The 14,673-nt window shown below is 59.7% G+C and carries 15 protein-coding genes and 1 tRNA gene; 8 read left to right on the top strand and 8 right to left on the bottom strand.

Translation table 11 applies throughout. The features are described 5' to 3' along the window. The first annotated feature begins 175 nt into the window (after window positions 1–175). From P792_RS23975 to ptsP, 3 genes are read left to right on the top strand one after another with little or no spacing between them, the layout of a single operon-like run. On the top strand, window positions 176–676 hold the full coding sequence (locus tag P792_RS23975) for a PTS sugar transporter subunit IIA (protein WP_023977822.1): 501 nt from the start codon (window positions 176–178) through the stop codon (window positions 674–676). Beyond that, window positions 676–969, top strand: a complete 294-nt coding sequence (locus P792_RS23970; protein ID WP_023977821.1) for an HPr family phosphocarrier protein — start codon at window positions 676–678, stop codon at window positions 967–969. The genes P792_RS23975 and P792_RS23970 overlap by 1 nt, the downstream gene beginning before the upstream one ends. A gap of 52 nt (window positions 970–1,021) precedes the next feature. Next, window positions 1,022–2,788, top strand: coding sequence for a phosphoenolpyruvate--protein phosphotransferase (gene ptsP, locus P792_RS23965; RefSeq protein WP_051395798.1), 1,767 nt, complete (start codon window positions 1,022–1,024; stop codon window positions 2,786–2,788). Between the two features lie 114 nt (window positions 2,789–2,902). Here the strand turns inward: ptsP and P792_RS23960 are convergent, their stop codons facing one another. Further along, window positions 2,903–3,298, bottom strand: coding sequence for a DUF3597 domain-containing protein (locus tag P792_RS23960; RefSeq protein WP_023977819.1), 396 nt, complete (start codon window positions 3,296–3,298; stop codon window positions 2,903–2,905). 254 nt (window positions 3,299–3,552) lie between these two features. Here P792_RS23960 and P792_RS23955 point away from each other — a divergent pair, with 254 nt between their 5' ends. After that, window positions 3,553–4,380 (top strand): sulfotransferase, encoded by an 828-nt coding sequence (locus P792_RS23955; protein WP_023977818.1) that lies wholly within the window; start codon window positions 3,553–3,555, stop codon window positions 4,378–4,380. A 57-nt stretch (window positions 4,381–4,437) separates the two neighbouring features. On the opposite strand, the gene P792_RS23950 is transcribed toward P792_RS23955, so the two are convergent. Both P792_RS23950 and rlmB read right to left on the bottom strand, forming a co-directional pair. Then, on the bottom strand, window positions 4,438–5,436 hold the full coding sequence (locus tag P792_RS23950; protein WP_023977817.1) for a zinc-binding alcohol dehydrogenase family protein: 999 nt from the start codon (window positions 5,434–5,436) through the stop codon (window positions 4,438–4,440). Window positions 5,437–5,663: 227 nt separating this feature from the next. Next, a complete protein-coding gene (rlmB, locus tag P792_RS23945; protein WP_023977816.1) occupies window positions 5,664–6,515 on the bottom strand; it encodes a 23S rRNA (guanosine(2251)-2'-O)-methyltransferase RlmB in 852 nt (283 codons plus the stop codon). A 95-nt stretch (window positions 6,516–6,610) separates the two neighbouring features. Here rlmB and P792_RS23940 point away from each other — a divergent pair. The 3 genes from P792_RS23940 to P792_RS23930 all read left to right on the top strand — a co-directional run bounded on the left by P792_RS23940 (window position 6,611) and on the right by P792_RS23930 (window position 9,394). Further along, window positions 6,611–6,696 (top strand) — tRNA-Tyr (locus tag P792_RS23940). A gap of 330 nt (window positions 6,697–7,026) precedes the next feature. Continuing rightward, window positions 7,027–8,223 carry a nucleoside hydrolase gene (locus P792_RS23935; protein WP_023977815.1) on the top strand — a complete coding sequence of 399 codons (1,197 nt, stop codon included), beginning with the start codon at window positions 7,027–7,029 and terminating at the stop codon, window positions 8,221–8,223. 244 nt (window positions 8,224–8,467) lie between these two features. After that, the gene (locus tag P792_RS23930; RefSeq protein ID WP_023977814.1) at window positions 8,468–9,394 is read left to right on the top strand and encodes a GIY-YIG nuclease family protein; all 927 of its coding nucleotides are present in this window, start codon (window positions 8,468–8,470) and stop codon (window positions 9,392–9,394) included. Window positions 9,395–9,456: 62 nt separating this feature from the next. Here the strand turns inward: P792_RS23930 and P792_RS23925 are convergent, their stop codons facing one another. The 5 genes from P792_RS23925 to glnK all read right to left on the bottom strand — a co-directional run bounded on the left by P792_RS23925 (window position 9,457) and on the right by glnK (window position 14,097). After that, a complete protein-coding gene (locus P792_RS23925; RefSeq protein ID WP_023977813.1) occupies window positions 9,457–10,416 on the bottom strand; it encodes a carbohydrate kinase in 960 nt (319 codons plus the stop codon). A gap of 104 nt (window positions 10,417–10,520) precedes the next feature. After that, window positions 10,521–11,210 carry a transaldolase family protein gene (locus tag P792_RS23920; protein WP_031240120.1) on the bottom strand — a complete coding sequence of 230 codons (690 nt, stop codon included), beginning with the start codon at window positions 11,208–11,210 and terminating at the stop codon, window positions 10,521–10,523. 676 nt (window positions 11,211–11,886) lie between these two features. Further along, window positions 11,887–12,390, bottom strand: coding sequence for a hypothetical protein (locus P792_RS23915; RefSeq protein WP_023977811.1), 504 nt, complete (start codon window positions 12,388–12,390; stop codon window positions 11,887–11,889). 31 nt (window positions 12,391–12,421) lie between these two features. Beyond that, window positions 12,422–13,762 carry an ammonium transporter gene (locus P792_RS23910; RefSeq protein WP_023977810.1) on the bottom strand — a complete coding sequence of 447 codons (1,341 nt, stop codon included), beginning with the start codon at window positions 13,760–13,762 and terminating at the stop codon, window positions 12,422–12,424. Next, window positions 13,759–14,097 carry a P-II family nitrogen regulator gene (gene glnK, locus P792_RS23905; RefSeq protein ID WP_023977809.1) on the bottom strand — a complete coding sequence of 113 codons (339 nt, stop codon included), beginning with the start codon at window positions 14,095–14,097 and terminating at the stop codon, window positions 13,759–13,761. Before glnK ends, P792_RS23910 begins: the two co-directional genes overlap by 4 nt. Window positions 14,098–14,276: 179 nt before the next feature. Here glnK and P792_RS38255 point away from each other — a divergent pair. Beyond that, window positions 14,277–14,673, top strand: a 397-nt coding sequence (locus P792_RS38255) for an FAD-dependent monooxygenase (protein WP_031240118.1), incomplete at its 3' end; no start/stop codon positions are given.

Genomic DNA, 14,673 nt, shown 5'->3' with positions numbered 1-14,673 from the left:
CGGGAACTGGCACGTCAGGGACGCAGCTCATGGCGATGGGTTCGCGCCCCTCAGCAACTTGCCATACCGGATGAACAGATACGGACAGAGCCGTCTTGATTACCGTGATGGATGACCAATATCTCTTGGGGTCGCTACGAAAATGGCGTCATGCACCCCTTGAAGGAATGCCCCGATGATCGGGATCGTTCTTGTTACCCACGGTTCCCTGGCTCAGTCTCTCCTTGAAATCGTGACCCATGTGGTCGGGCCCCAGCCACAGATAGAAGTCATGGGTGTCAGCCCCGACGATGATGTGGTTGCCGCGAGAGCCCGTCTCGGCGCTGCCATCGCCTCGGTCGATACAAGCGACGGCGTTCTTCTCCTGACTGACATGTTTGGCAGTACCCCTTCCAATCTGGCCCTTTCGCTGCGTCAGGAAGGCCTCGTGGAGGTGCTAGCCGGTGTCAACGTGCCGATGCTGGTCAAGCTTGCCAAGACGCGCTGCACACGCAGCCTTGCCGAATGTGCCGAGCTGGCCACTCTTGCGGGACGCAAATACATTGCCGCCGCCTATGAGCTGCCGCCTTCCTGTTTGCAGGGTGGCAAGAGCTGTGAAATGGTTGTGACGACGACCATGAGCTATGTTCCCCCCCTCACCCCGCTGATTACACCCCTGCGCCAGGTTGCCCGTTGATGTCGGGCACGGTTTCGGGCCCGACCCTTGAGCGCGATGTCACGATCGTCAATCGCCTGGGCCTGCATGCCCGGGCCGCAGCAAAATTCGTCACAGCGGCCGAAGGCTTCAAGGCTGATGTTGAGGTCAGCCGTCATGGCCAGACCGTGTCTGCCCTGTCCATCATGGGGCTGATGATGCTTGGCGCGGGCCGGGGTGAGACCATATTGCTCTCAGCCAAGGGCCCCCAGGCCAGCGCGGCGCTCGATGCCCTGATCGCCCTCGTTGCTGACGGCTTTGGTGAACGTGATTAAGCGACTGCGCCGCCCGTCGAGCGAAGTTGTCCAGCCTGATACCGACCTCCCCATGCAAATCCTGCAGGGTGTCGGGATTTCGGCAGGTGTCGTCATCGCGCGCGCCAGCCTGACCTATGAGCGCCCCCTGCCTGTTATTGAGGCACTCCCCTCCCTGCTGGGAAGTGACGCAGAGCGGGCGCGGCTGGATGAGGCCATAGCTCTCACGCTCAAGCAGCTCCGCAAGCTGCGCACCAAACTCAATGCCCTGCCGGAAGAAGGGCGTATCGAAATCGATGCGCTGCTTTCGGTGTATGAGCGCATGCTTAACCATTCGCGCCTCGTTCGGGCGGCGCATCGCCGGATTGGGGAAGACGGGCTGACCGCCGAAGCCGCTGTGCAGATCGAAAGCGACGCATTGGCGGCCATGGCCGGGCCGCAGCCCGACATGCCTGAAGAGGAAATCGAAAGCGCAAGGCGTCGTCAGGGCGAGTTTCGCGAGGTGGCCAGACGGCTCCTGCGTAATCTGACCGGTGTTTCGTTCAAGGCATTCTCCGATGTCCAGGGCGGCTCCATTCTCGTTGCCGAGCAGATCAGACCGGCCGATGCCGCCGTCATTGACCCGAACCGTATTGCAGCAGTGCTTTCGGAAGGCGGCGGGGTGACCGACCATACCGCCATCATGCTGCGTGCGCTCAATGTGCCTGCCATTCTTGCCATTCCCAATCTGACTGATCGCATCAATGACGGTGATCTGCTGATTGTGGACGGGTCGAACGGCAGGGTTATCCTGCACCCGGACTCGACCACGCTGGCTGAGGCACGCTCGGCAATGGCCGAGGAGGCCAGGGAGCGAAAGGGAATTGGCAGATTACGACGCCTGCCCAGCCGACTGGTGAGCGGCGAGGATGTCGAGTTGCTGGCCAATGTCGAGATCCCGAATGAACTCCCCCTGCTGCATCGCAACGGCGCAGCAGGGATTGGCCTGCTGCGAACCGAATTCCTGTTCGATGAAACTACCCCCCTGCCCGATGAGGATGGGCAGTACGAGGTGTATTCCGGCATCGTCGCCGACATGCCCAACATGACCACCACCATCAGGGTGCTGGACTGGGGTGGTGAAAAAGGGCTGTCGCGGCTGCGCCAGCTTGGGATTCAGGGCGAAGAGGAAGAGGAAAACCCGGCGCTTGGCGTGCGTGGCCTGCGTCTGCTGCTTCGTCATCCGGAAATTCTCGAAACGCAGCTCTGCGCCATTCTGCGCGCCAGCCTGCACGGCCAGCTACGCATTCTTCTGCCCATGGTCAGCTCGGTGAACGAGGTTATCGCCACCCGACAGATCTACGAACGCTGCGCCAAAAGGCTGCGTCGTCGTGGCGTGAAACTTCCTGCCGATCTGCCACCGCTTGGCGTGATGATCGAGACGCCGGCTGCTGCCCTGACGGCGGGTGCCCTGGTGCGACAGGCCGAGTTTCTGGCGCTCGGCACCAACGACCTGACGATGTACACGCTCGCCGTCGATCGGACTGCTGCCATGGGTTCCGAGCTCTACACAACCCTGCACCCTGCTCTGCTCCGATTGCTTCGCCTCACGATTGACGAGGCGCTTCGCGCGCACCGACCCGTCTGTGTCTGTGGCGAGATGGCATCGGACCCGCGCGCCGTCGCCCTGCTGATCGGTATGGGGCTGCGCTCATTCTCGATGTCGGCGGCGCTTCTCCCACCGGTCAAGCGCATGATCCGTTCGCTCAGCCTTGATTCCTGTGATGCTCTCTACCGTCAGGCCATGCTTGTGGAAGATCCCACCGAACTGCATCGCATAATTCGCGAGTTCGCGGTCTGATTTTCAGGCACCTACATGTGTTTTCATTGCTGTCGGGAAAGGCCTGACTGCAAAGGAAAAAGGGAGCCATAGGCTCCCTTTTCCGGCTGGATGATTATGAGGGCGTGAAGGCCCTTAGTGACGAAGCTCTTCCGGAACCTTGCCGCCGTTTTCGGCCAGCTTCTGCATGACCTGACGAATGAGCCAGACATTCATGCTGGCCGTGTCCTCGGTGCTTTCCGTGTAATGCAGCTCCTGCGCCAGATGCTTGCGGGCATCGAGCGAGCTATCCATGTCGAGCAGCTTAAGCAGATCGACAATCGACGTGCGCCAGTTGAGCGCCTGGCCCTTATCGGCTGCCATCTGGGTCAGCACTGCGTCGACATCGACCGGCGCACTCGGTGCCGTCGGCGTGGTGGAACCCGGTGCAGCAGGTGCTTCAGAGCCAGAAGCCGCTCCATTCGAACCGCTGGCAGGGGCTGCCTCCGCGTGACCGAAGATCTTGCTCATGATCGTGCTGAAGATACCCATTGATCGCTTCTTCCTTCTGACGGATCTGCCAGCCAGCAGTGCTGGACCGACCCTATATTTCATTCAGTAACGAAAAGTGACATGTGACCCTGAGGCCTGACAGCTTCTCTGTTCAGCACTATCGCCCCAGCGTGCAAAAGGTTTTTGTCTTTGGCGTGATATTTTGGCAACATAGTGAGGTTCGGACACCCAATTGCACAGCCATAAGGTGCCCTCTACGCGAGCCATGCCCCTCATCGTGGAAACCCCCCCTTATGCCCCATGCCAATGCCGTTCATTTCATCGCCGGCCTGCCTCGCTCAGCGTCCACGCTGCTCTCAGCCCTTCTGGCCCAGAACCCCGCCATTGTAACGTCGGGGCGCAGTTCACCCGTCGCCCCCATGATGCTGCGTGTCGCGTCCCTGATGGCTGAGGGAGATTACGCCGGTGATTTCGATGCGGCGAAAAGGGACCGTGTGATGCGCCGCTTGCTGGAGAGCTACTACGCCATCACCGACCCCCAGCAGATCGTCATCGACACGCATCGCGACTGGTGCGCCCGGATGGGGCTGATCGATGCCGTATTTCCACAAGCCAAAGTCATTTGCTGCGTGCGTGATCCAATCTGGATTCTCGACTCGCTGGAGCGGCTGATCGTGCGCGATCCGGTCCTTTCCTCCAATCTCGTACCACTTTCCAGAAGGGCCACGCAGCATGACCGGCTGGACTATATCCTCTCACCCGAGGGCGTCTTTGGCTATGCGTGGCGCGTCCTGATTGAGGCGTTCCACGGCCCCTACGCGCATCGGCTCATTCTGGTAGATTACGATTATCTGATCCGCTCACCATGTCAGGCTCTGGACAGCCTGACACGGGCGCTGGGACTGCCACCTCATGACTACGATCCCGACCATGTGGTGACACCCGATACGGACAAATTCGATCAGGCTCTCGGCACACCGGGTCTGCACGCGCTGCGCCCCCGTGTTGCACCTGAGCCCAGACGCTCGATACTGCCGCCTGCCATGCGCGAAAGGCTGGAAGGCGGCATGTTCTGGCGCAGCGCACAAGCCCGCGAGAGCGGAGCGCTCATCCTGTGCTGATCCTGCCGTCCAGCGCGCCGGATTGAAAAGCGCCGGGCTGCGCCGGTGTATCGGACGTCAGAACACCAGCACAGATTTACCGATGCTCTTTCCGCTCTCGCTCTCGCTATGCAGCCTGCCCAGTGCCGCAGCACTGAGGCCCTGAGCCCGGTGATACTCTGTCGCCACCACATCCCCGGACTGAACAAGCGAGGAGACCTGCTCGAGAATATCATGTTGTCTCGCCTGATCGGGCGTGGCGAAAAGCGAGCGTGTAAACATGAATTCCCATGAGATCGTGGCGCTCTTCTTCTTGAACCCCACGATATCGAAATGCGTGGGATCGTCGATCACGCTCAGATGCCCCTGAGGCGCCAGGATTTCCTCATAAAAAGCCTGATGGCGGTCCGTTGCCGTCAGAGCGGCGATATGGGTTACCTGCTCGAAACCAAGGGCCCGTATCTGGGCTGCCATGTCCTGTCGATGGTCGATCACATGATGTGCGCCCATCCGGAGCACCCAGTCACGCGTTTCATCCCGTGATGCTGTGGCGATGACGGTAAGACCCGTCAGCTTGCGGGCCAACTGAATGAGGATCGAGCCCACACCCCCAGCGCCGCCAACAACCAGCAGGACGCCTTTCGTCAGGTTGGTGACCGCCATGCGGTCAAAGAGCATTTCCCATGCTGTCACGCTGGTCAGCGGCAGCGACGCGGCCTGCCCCCAATCGAGACGGTCCGGCATATGGCCGACCAGTCTCTCATCGACCGTCTGCATCTCGGCATTGCTGCCCTGGCGCATCAGGGCACCGGCATAGAACACCTTGTCACCCGGTTTGAAGAAACGGACCTCCGGGCCCGTGGCCTCGACGATTCCGGCGGCATCCCAGCCCAGAACGCGCCATGCCTCGCCATCCAGCGCACCGGCCCGCACACGTATCTTGGTATCGACGGGATTGATCGAGACCGCCCTGACCCGCACGAGCAGGTCGTGCCCTTTCGGGGCCGGAGGGTCGGGCAGGGTAATGTCCTGCAAGACATCAGGCGCACCGGGCGCCTTGTAGCCAACTGCTTTCATGGAAGTGATCCCTCCCGGAAACATGTCCTTGGAGCAATCAGACTAGACCATCATCCGTGCTGATGGAATTCCCTGACGGATGACCCGGTCCACCCACGCTATGGGGACTCATGCTCCAGGCTCTACAGCGATGGGCACTCCCGCCATATGCATCGAGCCGCGAGCACGGATGCCGTCACGTAGCAGGTCTGGCATGACAAGGGGTCATGCCTCAAACCTGCAGGAAGTCAGGCCGGGCGAACCAGCTCATAAAGCGCCACAGCGGCAGCATTGGAAACGTTGAGGCTTTCCATGTCACCGGGCATGTAGACGCTGGCGATCTCATCGCAGCTTTCCCGGGTCAGACGCCGGAGGCCCGCCCCTTCCGCACCCAGCACCAGAGCCACGCGACGACCCGCAAAACCCTGACCATTCAGCACCGAACCACCCGCATCCAGACCCACCGTCCAGAGACCGGCGTTTTGCAGCTGGGCAATGATGCGCGAGAGATTGACCTCACGCAGAATGGGCACGACATCCAGCGCTCCTGAGGCCGCCTTGGCCAGCGCCCCGCCTTCCTGAGGTGTATTGCGATCCTGCACCACAAGAGCAGCTGCCCCGAATGCCGCTGCCGACCGCAATATCGCACCGATATTGCGCGGATCGGTTACCTGATCGAGAATCAGCAAGGGCCCTTCGCGGCCGGACAGGACGTCATCGAGATAGGGCGGGGTCAAGGGTTCGACGCGCATGCAGACACCCTGATGCACGGCGTCACGCTCACAAAGATGATCCAGTCGCTGGCGCTCGACCACGTTGGGGGAAATACGGATCGGGACCTGTCTGGCTTCGAGTGCCGAGAGGGCTTCTTTCGTGACCAGGAGTTCGTGCACGTCGCGCTCTGCATTGCGCAGGGCTGCTTCAACGGCATGCAGGCCATACATCCAGTATCCGGCGGCGGATGAGCGCCCACCGGAGGAACGGCCGCCTGAAGAACGCCCCTCGAAAGAGCGTTCGCCAGAGGGACGATCCTCTGGAGCGCGGTTTTCAGAAGCGCGGGCAGCGCGCGAGGCGGATGAGCGTGAAGGGCGTCTGGACATGAGCGCTCTATGAAAGCAAGCCGCCCGTCATGCAACAAAAATGAAGAAAGCTTGTTGACACCAATCCTGATCCGCCATATTCCCCGTCCCGACCTGGAGAGATGCCCGAGTGGCTAAAGGGGGCGGACTGTAAATCCGCTGGTGTACGCCTACGTTGGTTCGAATCCAACTCTCTCCACCAGGTCCCCTCCCTTGAAAATACTCAATCACTTTCAGTCGATGCGCCAACGCACTTCGGGCTATTCGTGGCAATCAGTATTACCTGTTGCCGCGTGGTGACGAGACCGGACGCTCTGCGATCTGTACGCACGATCTGCAATCGGAGAGTTCCTTCCAGTGCCTCCCCGCCCTGTCCGCCTTCGTTCGTTTTGATCACGCATCGTCGCCAGGGCGGATTGCGCCTTGCGCCTGTCTCATTGCAAACAACTATTGCTTCGTTGGTCGGGTCGAAAGGCGCCCCCTCCGAGTCAGGAGCCCGATGCAGGACAATGAACCAGGGAAGTAACGGCACATGCGCTGCAAACCGAATTTTTCGAGACTGATGCCCGCCGCGCGACGTGGCCGGGATGCCGGTATCGCGCGTATGGGCATAGCCTCACTCGCTCTGCTTGGCCTTGTCGCCTTCAATGGGGTTGCCATCAGTGCGGCGCATGCCGAGCCACGCCTGGTCATTCTCGATGATGACGGGTTTGCCCTCGCCCAGTGGATGGTCATCAAGGCGCCAAATGTGAAAGTTCTGGGCGTCACGACTGTGACAGGCGATGCCTGGGCGAAAGAAGCCACAGCCGATGCGCTTCGTGGTGTGGAAATTGCCGGCCGGCCTGATCTGCCTGTCTATACAGGGGCCACCTATCCACTGGTGAACACCGAAGCGCAGACCGAGCGCTGGGAGACCCTTTACGGCAAGCTGGTCTGGAAAGGCGTGTGGATGAAGCACTGGGTAGAGCCCACTCTTCAGAAACTCCCACCCTATCACAGTCCGGATGTCGTGCCGGACCTGCCTCAGGGCAATCCGACCATCAAGGCGCAACACGAACGCGCTGCTGATTTCATGATCGACATGGTGCATCGCTACCCGCATCAGGTGGCGATCATCGCCACGGGACCGCTGACCAATCTGGCTCTGGCCCAACGCCTCGACCCGGAATTTGCCTCGCTCGCCAAGGAGTTGGTCTATATGGGCGGCAGTCTCAACCCGCGTCAGACACGCCCTGATGAAGTTGCCCATCAGTTCGCACGCGAATTCCTCAATGCACCAAGGCGCGAATTCAACATTCGCTTCGACCCTGAGGCTGCAAGCATTGCCCTGCGCGCGCCCTGGCCCCGGATCACCATGATCCCGGCCGACCCCTCGACAGATACCGAGCTGACCCCCGATCTGCTCAAGCGCCTTTCGCGCTCCGACACCCCGGTTTCGCGCTCCCTCAAGACCCGCGAGCCGGGCTTCCCGCTCTGGGATGAAATTGCTGCAGCTGTCTGGCTCAATCCGGGCCTGATCACCCAGAAAGCCGACCTCTATGTTGACGTAAACACGCAGTTCGGCCCGTCTTATGGCGATATTATCTCGTGGTCGCCCGGCTATCAGCCCGGCCTCGGTGAGGGCCGGACAATCGTGGTGCAGAAAATCGACGTGCCCCGCTTTGAGGATCTGATGGACAGGCTGGTGGCCGCCCCCCAGCCTCCGCTGAGCGGCAAGCCCCTGCCCTGAGCGATCTTGCCGACAAGAGGGCCTGAATGACCTGTCAGGCCCTGTGCGTTGTAATGGCCTTTCGCAATTCTGCACTACGGACAGGCCGCCCCAATTGCTGTCCGGCCTCGCCCCTCGAAGCCGCAGGCCGAGAGGAGAGCGCTCCCCTGGCCTTTACGGGTATGACCCGAATGCGTCAGAAACCTTTATCGCGGCCCTATCCGGACAGAGCCGCAATTTGCCAGCAATGAAGAAAAAGAGCCCCATGGCCCATCCCCAGACGATCCAGATCTTCCTTCCCGATGGTGACCCGCAGGGCATACGCATTGCCTCGATCACAACCCGCATTGTTCAGTTGATCGAGATTCCTCGCCTCAGGCTGGCTGACTTTCTTGCCATGTCGGAAGCGGGCCATGTGGGGCTCTACCTTCTGTTCGGTGAGGATGATGAGACGGGCCATGCCAAGGCTTATATTGGTCAGACGGGTAATCTGGGCGCACGGCTCAAGCAGCACCATGACGGCAAGGATTTCTGGAACCGCGCCCTCGTTGCCCTCTCACTGACGCATAGTCTTACGGTAACCCATGCGCATTATCTGGAATGGCTGGCAATCAGCCGCGCCGCGCAGGCGGGCCGCTGCAAGCTGGAGAACAGCACAACAGGCACACGCCCGCACACCCCGGCCGCGATGGAAGCTGAATGTCGCGAGATTTTCGAGACGATCGATATCCTCCTAACGACGCTCGGACACCCTGTTTTTGAAGCGCTTGTCAGCAACAAAGCCGCCAAGCATAGCCTCGAAGAAGTAAGTCATCTTTCTCGAATAACTGAGCGCGATCACCCCAAAAAGACCGTTTACCTTCGTAATGAAAAAGCTAATGCGACAGGTGTCTATACAGAAACGGGCTTTATCGTTTTAAAGGGTTCATGGGGGCGTGCTCCAAGCTCCCATTTATCTCTTACCCCAGCCACCCAAAAGAAGCGCCAAGATCTCCTCGATAACGGCCATCTGCAGGTCATTGAGGAACGCCTCTGCTTTCTCACCGATTTGAGTTTCAACTCACCAAGTGCGGCAGGAACCATGGTGAATGGTCGCTCAACCAACGGATGGGTCGAATGGAAAGATGACTGTGGTCGTCCCCTCTCCGAAATGATGGGCCGCAATGCAAGCAAGACCTCCAGCGACATATGATTCTTCTCTATCGTCTCTCCCATACTCGAATTCAGTGATTTGAAATCAGCACTGCAGGCTGATTATGACGGTCGTTCTCGAGGCGACTCTCGCCACGGTGAGTCGGCACCGCGACGCGCGCAAGTTGCACTGGCGATGGTCTGCCCATAGGCAAGGGCCGTATGCAGGGCTCCCTCATCAAGCGTTTCCAAAGCCTCCGGCGCCAGAAACCCTGTGTCGGATAGACCCGCAAGCAACCCCGCCATGAAGCTGTCGCCCGCACCCACCGTGTCGACCACATTGGTGGGTATGGCGCTGGCATGAGCCTGCGCTGTGGGCGTCCAGCCGCTGACACCCTCCTTGCCATGTGTGATCACCACGAGACGTGCCCGGTGGCCAAGCCAATCGCGCGCTGCATGCTCATGAGCGATACCCGGATAGAGCCAGTCCAGATCAGCCCCGCTGATCTTGATAATATCGGCATGATGCAGGAGGCGCTGCATACGGGTGCGATAACCCTGTTCATCACGGACCAGAGACGCGCGGATGTTCGGGTCAAAACTGATGAGCCTCGCCCCACCGGCCTCCCGCATGAAAAGCGCCTCATAGGCGCTCGCTGCGGGTTCTCTTATCAGGGCGATCGACCCGAAATGAAAGGTCCCCACGCATGAGAGATCCTCACTGTCCGGCATGGTCTCACACAGGCGATCGGCCGCTCCCTCATCAAAAAACGTGTAGGCCGGTTCAGCCTGATCGAGATTGACAAAGCCGAGGGTGGAGGGCGCATCGAGCCTCTGCAGAAAGTCCAGCCTAACCCGGCTCTGCTCAAGTGCAGCGACAAGCTGGTCGCCAAACAGATCTGTCGAGACGGCTCTACCGAACCAGGTCTTGATGCCCAGACGCCCCAACGCACGCGCTACGTTGTAGGAAGAGCCGCCCGGACAGGACCGATAAGCCCCCCCTTTTCCTGATGGCCCGTCTGGCAAGTCGACCGGAATGAAGTCGATAAGGGCTTCACCAAGACACAAGACTGAACCACTCATGACCAGACTTTCAGCGAGACATCAGCCCGCCATCAGAGAACTGATACTGACTACGCCCCGTATGCTCGCAGCAGCAGGCGGGCACGGTCCACTGGAGAGCGCGGTCACTGACCTGCAGCTGTTTTCTCGAAAGCCGCCGCTGCGTCTGTCGTCAGCGGATCGCTGAATAATTGCTCAGCGACAGCCGGGCTGAAGGTGAAGGTATCGCACCCCGAGGCCGCAAGAGCCGCGAGGTCATCAGCTTTTCGCAAGCTTGCAACGAGCAGACGCGTCGGACGCCCGCAAGCGTGCAGGATGCGCTGCATGGCCGTGACGATTGCGAAGGCATCGCCCCCATGATCACCAATCCGGCCAAAATAGGGAGCCACGTAATCCGAACCCGCAGCAGCAGCCGTAAGGGCCTGATGCGCTGCATAAACAGCGGTCAGGGTCGTCCGCACACCATAGGCATGCAACGCCGAAACAGCACGTATGCCGTTCTCGGTGATCGGGACCTTGACGACCATACGCGGATCGAGCGCCGCCAGCGCCAATCCGGTCTCAATCAGCCTCTCTGTTTCCACCCCCCAGCATTGGGCCTGCACCTCACTGACCGGATAGCCGAGGATATCGCTCACCAGCGGTGCAATGGTCGCGAGGGTGCAGGGCAGGCCCGCCCGGTCAAGAATGGTCGGGTTGGTTGTGACGCCATGAAACAGCCCTGTAGGCAACCAGCGTCGAAGGGCATCGCGATCTGCAGTATCCAGAAAAAATCTGACCCCGGGCTGATTTTCGGGGGTGGCTCTCAGCGTCATGACAAATTCCTCGAAGAAAAAATCAGGAATCGGAAGTTGTGTCATGAAGCTTGGAAGAGAAACTATGCGCCTGTCAGCGCATAATTGCGTGTTTGGCCCACACTTATACGTCACTAGCAGACGAGACCGTCCGAAATTTCGCACGTTCACATTCGCACCCTATGTGACTCGCGCAATCGTCGTCCCAGACAGGCAAAAAGCCCGACCGTCTATTGTTGAGGAAGCATCTTGCGCGACGTGTCTGGCGGCGAACTGAGGAGCGAAAAAACTGCAATAACCGACAATAAGGGGCGATTACTCAAATAACGATAAGCATAGTGTGGAACAGCACTATTGCGACGCGACGAGATACCACAGATGAACGGGACCAAACGCTAGACCTGAACGGAAAGTCCGGCCATATCTCCAGATACGGGCACACTTCCTGATCATCATATCTTGGGAGTTATTATGCAATACGATGAGCTCGGCAACACGCCGCGTTCCACTCTGCATCCGATTGAGAAAACTCGCTACTGTGACGTGCTACGCCCGATGATGGAGCGAAACGTAGAATCTCAAATTCGGACAGACCTTGCGTGAATGCCAGCCTGATCTCGCAGGAGGCATCTATGGCCGCCCTTCTATTGTTTTGTATGTGCCCCAATAAAAAAGGCCCGTTTCCGGGCCTTTTTGCTTATTTCAGCTTGGCGTTGCATTGAGAGTAATACCCGCCGCCCTTCTGGATCCATTTCAGAGAACCGTTGCCGCCGGATTGCTGGTTCGCATGATACTGGTCGAGGCAGGTCTTCATGCGTGCCTTGCCCGCCGGGAGCTTGGCATAGGCAGCGGAGACAGAGGTCGGAAATACCACGTTGCCAGACGCTGTCGTGGAAGGCTTCGAAGCGATTCCTGCCCCCGGTGAGGCGGGTGCCTCGGTGGTTACAGGCTTGTCTGCCGCTGCTTCCTTTTCGGCCGGAGCCATGGATGTCTGCGCGGTGCTGGTCGAGACATCGCCACACTGGGCAGCCTTGAAATCCTTGTATTTCTGGCCATTCAGGGTGCCAGCTTTCTCGGCAGCCTGAAACTTCGCATGACATTCCTTCGCCGTCAGCGCCAGGGCGGGGGAGCTGGCACAGGCCGCTCCACCGAGCATGAGACCGGCCAGCAGAACGTGGCCATGAGAGAGTTTCAGCGCCATTGGCAAATTCCCGTTGGGTAAAGAGTGCGGATCAGTTGATCCGCTCACCATGCAGAACCATGTCCAGACCTTCGAGTTCCTCATCACGCGTGACACGTAGCCCGATTGTGAGATCGATAACCTTCAGGATGATGAAGGTGAAGATCACGCACCAGACGATGGTCACACCCACAGCTTCGGCCTGACGAACGAACTGCGCGAAGGAGCCGACGACACCTGTCGGGTTGGCATCCGTTGCCGATAGCGGCCCATAGGCAAACACGCCGGTCAGCAGAGCGCCTACGATACCGCCCGTGCCGTGCACACCAAAGGCATCAAGGCTGTCATCATAACCAAGGCGCGGCTTGAGAATGGCCGAGGCCCAGAAGCACACCACGCCAGCCATCAGGCCGATGATCAGCGCCGGACCCGCCAGCACGAAGCCTGCCGCCGGCGTAATGGCCACAAGACCCGCCACAGCGCCGGAGATGATGCCAAGAGCCGTCGGTTTGCGGGAGTGGATCCACTCGGCCGCCATCCACGCCATTGCACCACCTGCGGTCGCGATCTGCGTGGTCAGCATGGCCATGCCTGCACGGCCATTGGCGCCACCGGCAGAACCGGCATTGAAGCCGAACCAGCCCACCCACAGAAGCGAGGCACCGATGATGGCGTAGGTCAGGTTGAAGGGCGAGAAGTCGTCATGACCCATACCACGGCGCTTGCCGATCACGAGGGCAGCGACAAGACCCGCGACACCCGAGTTGATATGAACGACAGTACCACCGGCAAAATCGACCGCGCCGATACCGGCCACCCAGCCGAGCGGGCTCCATACCCAATGGGCAATCGGCGCATAAACCAGCAGGGACCACAGCACGGTAAACACGCACAGGGCCGAGAACTTCATGCGTTCGGCAAAGCTGCCAGCAATCAGGGCAGGCGTGATGATCGCAAAGGTCATCTGGAACATTACCCAGACGCTCTCGGGAATCGTCATCGCTACAGGGTTGGCCGAATTGGCCCCCATGGTGAAGGCCTGATCGACCCCCTTGCTGATATGCTCGGCCACGCCGTTCAGCATGAAGCGCGACATATCGCCAATCCAGGGCGTGCCCGTGCCGAAGGCAAGGCTGTAGCCGATCACCAGCCATACGATGCTGGCAATACAGCAGATGGCGAAGGACTGGATAAGGGTCGCAAGAACATTCTTCTTGCGGACCATGCCGGCGTAGAACAGGCCGACACCCGGAATGGTCATCAGCAGCACAAGAGCGGTGCTGACCAGCATCCAGGCCGTGTCACCCGTGTCAATCGCGGCAGGCGCTGCGAAGGCAGGCAGGGGAAGCGCGCAAAGAGCGAGAGGAGCAAGGGCCTTGAAAACGCGGCTCATATGGCAGTTTCTCCCGTTTCGCCGGTTCGGATGCGGATGACGCTGTCGAGAGGCGAGACGAAGATCTTGCCATCGCCGATCTTGCCGGTGCGGGCGGCGTTGAGAATCGCATCGACGACTTCATCGACGATGTCATCACTGACAGCGATCTCGATCTTGACCTTCGGCAAGAAGCTGACCTGATATTCAGCGCCTCTGTAAATCTCCGTCTGACCTTTCTGACGGCCGAAACCCTTGATCTCGGTAACCGTTAGGCCCTGTACCCCTAAAGGGGTCAACGCTTCACGGACGTCGTCCAGCTTGAACGGCTTGATAATCGCCGTAATGAGCTTCATTACATTCCTCCGCACCGCAAACGGCTTCTGTTTATAGAAACAGCTCCGCCAGTTCTCATGAACATAAATCGTGCCAGTTTCATAACGAGATTGGCAAGGGTCTATGACGATCCATTTCCCATTTCCTGCGACTGCATTAAAAAAGCCACGGTCAACAATGCTGCGGAGAAATGAACCCCATGCGACAGGTCGATATCTGCATAAACGGCGCTGGCCCCGTCGGGGCCACTCTGGCCTGTCGCCTTGCGGCCTCGGGGCTTCGGGTCCTGCTCATCGACCGGTCTCCCCTGCCGGGCATGGAACATCCCTCGCTCGACGGGCGCGCTTATGCCACTACCGAAGGCTCACGCCGCATGCTGGTGGCGGCCGGTATCTGGCAGCACCTCCCCTCCCCCTCGCAGCCCATACGCAGTATCACCGTCAGTGATGGCCGCCCCGGCGAGCCAGCCTCCCCCCACGGCCTGCGCTTTGGCCCGGAGGATGCGCCGATCGAAAATGGTGAAGCCACGCCATTCGGATGGATGATCGAGGCGCGCGACCTGCGTGCGGCCCTCAACCATGCCCTTGCGACGCATG

The sequence above is a fragment of the Asaia sp. SF2.1 genome (genome assembly GCF_000505765.1).
Taxonomy (GTDB): Bacteria; Pseudomonadota; Alphaproteobacteria; order Acetobacterales; family Acetobacteraceae; genus Asaia; species Asaia bogorensis.
The sequence above is the reverse complement of the archived record's forward strand: the minus strand, read 5'-3'. Positions and strand labels throughout refer to the sequence as shown.

Excerpts from the sequence above, each read along its gene's own strand:
- glnK (WP_023977809.1), bottom strand. The coding sequence starts at position 14,097 with ATGAAGCTCATTACGGCGATTATCAAGCCGTTCAAGCTGGACGACGTC.
- ptsP (WP_051395798.1), top strand. The coding sequence starts at position 1,022 with ATGCAAATCCTGCAGGGTGTCGGGATTTCGGCAGGTGTCGTCATCGCG.
- P792_RS23960 (WP_023977819.1), bottom strand. The coding sequence starts at position 3,298 with ATGGGTATCTTCAGCACGATCATGAGCAAGATCTTCGGTCACGCGGAG.
- rlmB (WP_023977816.1), bottom strand. The coding sequence starts at position 6,515 with ATGTCCAGACGCCCTTCACGCTCATCCGCCTCGCGCGCTGCCCGCGCT.
- P792_RS23975 (WP_023977822.1), top strand. The coding sequence starts at position 176 with ATGATCGGGATCGTTCTTGTTACCCACGGTTCCCTGGCTCAGTCTCTC.
- P792_RS23915 (WP_023977811.1), bottom strand. The coding sequence starts at position 12,390 with ATGGCGCTGAAACTCTCTCATGGCCACGTTCTGCTGGCCGGTCTCATG.
- P792_RS23920 (WP_031240120.1), bottom strand. The coding sequence starts at position 11,210 with ATGACGCTGAGAGCCACCCCCGAAAATCAGCCCGGGGTCAGATTTTTT.
- P792_RS23930 (WP_023977814.1), top strand. The coding sequence starts at position 8,468 with ATGGCCCATCCCCAGACGATCCAGATCTTCCTTCCCGATGGTGACCCG.
- P792_RS23935 (WP_023977815.1), top strand. The coding sequence starts at position 7,027 with ATGCGCTGCAAACCGAATTTTTCGAGACTGATGCCCGCCGCGCGACGT.
- P792_RS23925 (WP_023977813.1), bottom strand. The coding sequence starts at position 10,416 with ATGAGTGGTTCAGTCTTGTGTCTTGGTGAAGCCCTTATCGACTTCATT.
- P792_RS23970 (WP_023977821.1), top strand. The coding sequence starts at position 676 with ATGTCGGGCACGGTTTCGGGCCCGACCCTTGAGCGCGATGTCACGATC.
- P792_RS23910 (WP_023977810.1), bottom strand. The coding sequence starts at position 13,762 with ATGAGCCGCGTTTTCAAGGCCCTTGCTCCTCTCGCTCTTTGCGCGCTT.
- P792_RS23955 (WP_023977818.1), top strand. The coding sequence starts at position 3,553 with ATGCCCCATGCCAATGCCGTTCATTTCATCGCCGGCCTGCCTCGCTCA.
- P792_RS23950 (WP_023977817.1), bottom strand. The coding sequence starts at position 5,436 with ATGAAAGCAGTTGGCTACAAGGCGCCCGGTGCGCCTGATGTCTTGCAG.